At 43.4% G+C, this 5,055-nt stretch carries 4 protein-coding genes and 2 pseudogenes; 2 read left to right on the top strand and 4 right to left on the bottom strand.

All coding sequences use genetic code 11. The annotated features are described in order from the left end of the window. Together ACT3RN_RS14440 and ACT3RN_RS14435 are read right to left on the bottom strand one after the other, a co-directional pair. Positions 1 to 1,266, bottom strand: a 1,266-nt coding sequence (locus tag ACT3RN_RS14440) for a toprim domain-containing protein (RefSeq protein WP_444518745.1), incomplete at its 3' end; no start/stop codon positions are given. A gap of 236 nt (positions 1,267 to 1,502) precedes the next feature. Beyond that, a complete protein-coding gene (locus ACT3RN_RS14435) occupies positions 1,503 to 1,703 on the bottom strand; it encodes a hypothetical protein (protein ID WP_087041097.1) in 201 nt (66 codons plus the stop codon). A gap of 133 nt (positions 1,704 to 1,836) precedes the next feature. Here ACT3RN_RS14435 and ACT3RN_RS14430 point away from each other — a divergent pair, with 133 nt between their 5' ends. Further along, on the top strand, positions 1,837 to 2,277 hold the full coding sequence (locus ACT3RN_RS14430) for a helix-turn-helix domain-containing protein (protein WP_087041098.1): 441 nt from the start codon (positions 1,837 to 1,839) through the stop codon (positions 2,275 to 2,277). Positions 2,278 to 2,500: 223 nt separating this feature from the next. Continuing rightward, positions 2,501 to 2,770, top strand: coding sequence for a hypothetical protein (locus ACT3RN_RS14425; RefSeq protein ID WP_444518744.1), 270 nt, complete (start codon positions 2,501 to 2,503; stop codon positions 2,768 to 2,770). Between the two features lie 14 nt (positions 2,771 to 2,784). On the opposite strand, the pseudogene ACT3RN_RS14420 reads toward ACT3RN_RS14425, so the two are convergent. Beyond that, positions 2,785 to 3,432: pseudogene (locus ACT3RN_RS14420) on the bottom strand (IS5 family transposase); the annotation flags it as partial. 47 nt (positions 3,433 to 3,479) lie between these two features. Beyond that, a pseudogene (locus ACT3RN_RS14415) lies at positions 3,480 to 4,756 on the bottom strand (IS256 family transposase). Positions 4,757 to 5,055 lie beyond the last annotated feature (299 nt).

The raw sequence follows: 5,055 nt of genomic DNA, 5'->3' as shown, positions 1-5,055 counted from the left end.
GGTATTTTTAGTGTCGCCTTGTGGTGTGCGAATACGAAAAAAATACCACGACTCATCAGTGACAAGGTTTTGCTGATAATAGAGTGCTTGTGGCTGACAGTTCATGATTTGGGTGACAGTCATGCAAGACTGCATTAGATCGTCATGCCATAGCTGTACGGCTTCTTTTAATTCTTCTTCAGTATTGAATAGATCCTCTGTCGGTTCGCTGTCCGCATCCATTTGCTTGGCTTTATCAAAGCTCTCGCTGTCTACTTTTACCCAGTAGGTGCAACTGTTGAAAAACATATAAAAGCTAGTGGTGCCATACTGGTTGTACGTCAGTAGCGCCTTGTCCTTTGCTGTCTCAGCAATAAGCAGCTCACCATAAAAGCGGTAGCGTTCAAGGTCTGACTTGGTGAGTTTTCCTGCTTTGTGTAGGTCGTTCCAGTCTGCACCGTCGCTGTACTCACTTGACTGTGCGGCGGTGACATCCCAGCCGTTTTGGCGTGCGGTGGCCACCAGTTTGTCAGTGGCTTTGCGTCCAGCATGGTCGCTATCGAGTGCTATGATAAGCTTGGGCAGTGGCTTACCAAGCTCTGCCATTCGTGCTTTTATTTGCGCTAAGGTGTGCGCTGGGAAGTTACCGGCGGTGATGTTGCTAATGGCATGTAAGCCGTTCTCAGTCAGTGCCATGGCGTCAAAGATGCCTTCAGTAATCCATAGCTCTTTCACATATGGCCAGATGCCATGCTGTAGGTGCAGCTTTGGCGGTAGCCAAGCATGACCTTTAAATTTAAAGCCTGTTTGTACACGGGCCTTTTTTATATTTGCGGCGGGTTCTATCAGCCGTTCCCAATACCCTAGAGTTTGCCCTTCGCTTGTGATGTTGAAACGGACACTAGGACAAGTAAAATCAGAATAGAAGTCTTTGAATACTTCTTGGGTATAGCTGCCTTGCCATTTGACAATAGCAAAGCCACGTCCCGACTGAAGATAAGCGTCAGCCGTGGCATTTGGGTTGCTGGGTGTTGGTGGGTTTTTCTTCGTCCAATTGGCGAATATGTCTGGGTAAATATCGCGAGTAGATGCTTGGTAATTGCATTTATTAGCGCGGCCACACTGGATCGTCCACGGCGCATCAGCACCGGTGAATAACTCCTTTTTGCCGCATGACGGGCAGCGGCCATAACGCAAAAACTGACGGTCGCTGGAGAATTTGAGACCATAATCTTGTACGAGGCGAGTGATTAGCTCGCTACGGGTATCATCTTGCATGGTTTGCATAATAGTGCTCGTTTGGTTTGGTAAGTGGTTTGGTTTATGCCTACGATGGATTGACTGTTTTCATGTCTAGTAGTGATGAAACTACTGATCTGATAAGCGCTGATCTAAAGGGGTCGGGTGAATACGAATATTGTTGGATATGGCTGATAATTTCTGAAGTACTGACCGGTACTTCCCTCATCGCCCAAAAATGACACTGTCATCTCGACTGTGTTTGCGATGGCAGTGTCAATATATTAGGTTGGTTGCTTTGACTGCTCTAATTGCAGACCAGCTTGGTAGCGCCGTAATGCGATAAATCCCATAGAACGAATCTCAGTAGCTGCAGTTTTTTTAAGTTCAGCGTGTTGTTCTGGCAGAAGTCGAATAGGTATGGCTTTACGATTGGATTTATGTAACTGTCCTTTGTTCGTAGCTTGTAATGTGCTCACTTTCATTTTGGTGGTATCCTATTATGATAGAATATATTATTCTAAAACGTTTCACTCAATTGAGTGTATAATAATACTAACATTTGAGTGTATGTCAATATTTTGTTTACATGAGAGTGTATTTTTGAGGGGGGGTTAGATGAATCCTGAAGATATGGGTAAGCGATTGGAATTAGAACGTGAGCGTCTAAATTTGAAAGCAGTTGATGTCTACAACCAGTTAGGCGTTCATCAAAATACCTATAAAAATTATGAAACAGGCAAGCGAGATATGCCATCATCATTAGTCGTTAAGCTCTGGAATATAGGGTTTGATGTGATGTATATACTTTTGGGTATAAGATTGGAAACACTAGCGAGTGATGCCATAGTTAATGATATCGATACACCAACACGCTATGCTCGACGTTTGATCTACTTACCTGAAATTATGGATATACACAACCCTTCTGATGCTTTACTAGTAGCTATGTACCATGCTGAAGAAGCATTCATCCAAGCTGGTGCGGAGGTAAATAATGATTATGACTACAAAACATTAGCTAATATCGGGGTAGGATTAATCAATAGGGTCAAATGAGCGTATTCAGAGACAGTTTGATGTTATATTTCAATACGTATTCATTTCAGACATATGAAGAGGTAGCTTTGATAATATTTTGATTATCATCAGTGCATATTTATTTGCTAATGATTTTCTTATGTAGCAGAAACGATTTATCATACATGGGTTTGTGTTGATAAAAACGTAACACAGTGCTATTGTTTCAACTATAAGAGTCGGCTTAAAGTGAGGAATAGTGATGAGTAAGTTAAAAGGTTTTATAGATACGTCCTGCGCTTTTATTGAGTACGGCGTGAGAGGTTGGCTCACATATAGTTTCATAGTTATTACTATGTCTACTTTATATTTTCTAGGTATGATTTCAGAGAGTACTTTTGCCCTTGTGTCTCTCATAGGATTGGGGCTGTTAACCGCGCTATGGTCACGTGATCAAGCTCAGGGATACGTACCGGCATGGTGGTTGAAACTTGGACGAGGGAAAATAGGTATCAAAGCTAAGTTAATCTAGGGCGTGTTGAACATTCATAATTTGAGCCAGATATAAGCACAAGCAAGAGCGACCGTATTTTCATAACTCTGCTTGAGCTTATCAAATCTGGTGGCAACCGCCCTATACTGTTTTAGCTTAGCGAAAGCGTTTTCTACTAGATGTCTGGCTTTATATAAGTCCCAGTCCATATGGTCGTTAGAAGACTGAGTGTTTCGTTTTCGAGGGATGTTATTATGCGTCCCTGCTTGTTCAATATGGGCTCGTAGTGCATCAGAATCATAGCCTTTATCGGCACATAAAACCTCTGTATTACTCAAGTCAACCTTGTCTATTAAATCAGGTGCGACTTTGACATCGTGGGTTGTGCCCTCTGATAAAATAAAGGTAATCGGATTGCCATGAGCATCAACTGCTAAGTGAATCTTGGTCGCGCGGCCTGCCACACTTTTGCTAATGGATTGTAGGTTCTCATTGCCACTACTGCTGTGCTGATGCGCTTTAATATGAGTGCCATCGATAAAGACCCACTCAAGGTCTGCGTCTTTGATCAGTAACGTAAATAATGCCATTAGCTTATTACTGCGAAACCAGCGCTGGTAAGCTTTATAGATGGTATTAGACTTGCCAAAATACTCGGGTAAGTCGCGCCAAGGACAGCCAGCACGCATGCGATAAAGCACGCCCTAACCGTTCGCTATTTTTTTTGCCATTAATTTGTCGCCAATGTTCAACACGCCCTAATACGATCATCAAACATAATCATAAAGCGATTCAAAGCAGACGTCCAGTGTTGACTCGGCATCGACCACTTTTTGGATGCCTGCTGGGTGGCTAAATACACCACTTTAAACGCCGCTTGATCAGAGGGGAATACTTTACGCTTATTCACCGCTGTCCGAATCACACTGTTTAAAGGCTCTATCGCATTGGTGGTATAAATCACTTTTCTGATGTCTTTAGGGTAGCCAAAGAACACCGTTAAGCCCTCCCAGTTATTACGCCAAGAGGTAACCACATGCGGGTACTTATCACCCCATGTTGCGTTGAAGGATTCAAGATTGGCCTCTGCTATCTCAAGCGTATCAGCGCCGTAGATAACCTTTAAATCAGCCGCTACGGCTTTCTTATCAGTCCACGGTACGAACTTCATTGAATAGCGTACCATATGCACGATACACAGCTGAACCTGAGCGTTGGGGTAGACGGTGTTGAGGGCATCAGGGAAGCCTTTTAAGCCGTCAACACAGGCAATGAGAATATCTTGTACCCCGCGGTTTTGTAGTTCAGTGAGAATACCCAGTCAGAACTTAGCGCCTTCATGCTCTGAGAGCCACATACCAAGCAGCTCTTTTCTGCCATCAAGTCCCACGCCTAGTGCCAGATAGATAGCCTTGTTGATGATCTGCTTGTCTTGACGTATCTTCACGACGATGCAGTCCAAATAGACGATAGGATAGACGCTGCTCAGCGGACGGTTCTGCCAAGCGGTGATGTCCTCTAATATGTTGTCAGTGACTTTTGAAACTAAGCTACTGGAGATATCGACATCGTAGAGCTCTTTAATGCTCTCTACAATCTCGGTGGTGGTTTGACCCTTGGCGTATGAGCGAGGATAAGCAAGTGTGTGGGGCACACTTGCCCGAAGCGCAAGACGGAAGGCTATGCCTGTAGTGACGATATGATTTTATCATCGAGACCTGAGATACGGGTTTGATGCTTACTGACCAGCACAGGCTCAAAGCTGCTATTGCGGTCTCTTGGAGCGGATATCTCAAGATCGCCTGTGTCACTGCGGACGGTCTTTTTAGTATGCCCATTGCGTTTATTTGGCTTATCTGCCTTTTCATGCTTAGGATAGCCGAGATGGTCTTCCATCTCAGCTTCAAGGGCAGTGTCGATAAAGGATTGCATGAGCTGCTTCTGGAGGTCTTTGATGTCATCGAAGCTTTTCATGCTACCAGCCATTTGTTCAGCTAGTTTCTTAATGCCAGATTGAGTTGTCATTGCTTATTCTCCGGTTAGTGGATTATAAGCAGTTACACAAAGTTTGGGAAACTCTCTGAACGTAGAATGCTTTTGCTGTTTTCTCAGTATCCGTTAATCTATATATTTTACCTTTCTCTATTATTTTCTTTAAGTGTACCTTAGCGTCTATTAAATTATGTTCTGTAAGGTCTTCGAACGAAAGGTTTAGTGCTTCTAGTTTTTTGTAAAAGTGAACTGTACCGGGTTTGTCTGAGACCTTTTTATTTAAGTTAAGCCACTTGACCTAACAGGTTAAGCTTATCATAGTACATTGCTTT

The sequence above is a fragment of the Psychrobacter sp. AOP5-GZ1-6 genome, from assembly GCF_052376345.1.
GTDB lineage: Bacteria > Pseudomonadota > Gammaproteobacteria > Pseudomonadales > Moraxellaceae > Psychrobacter.
This window is presented reverse-complemented; position numbering and strand designations above follow the sequence as displayed.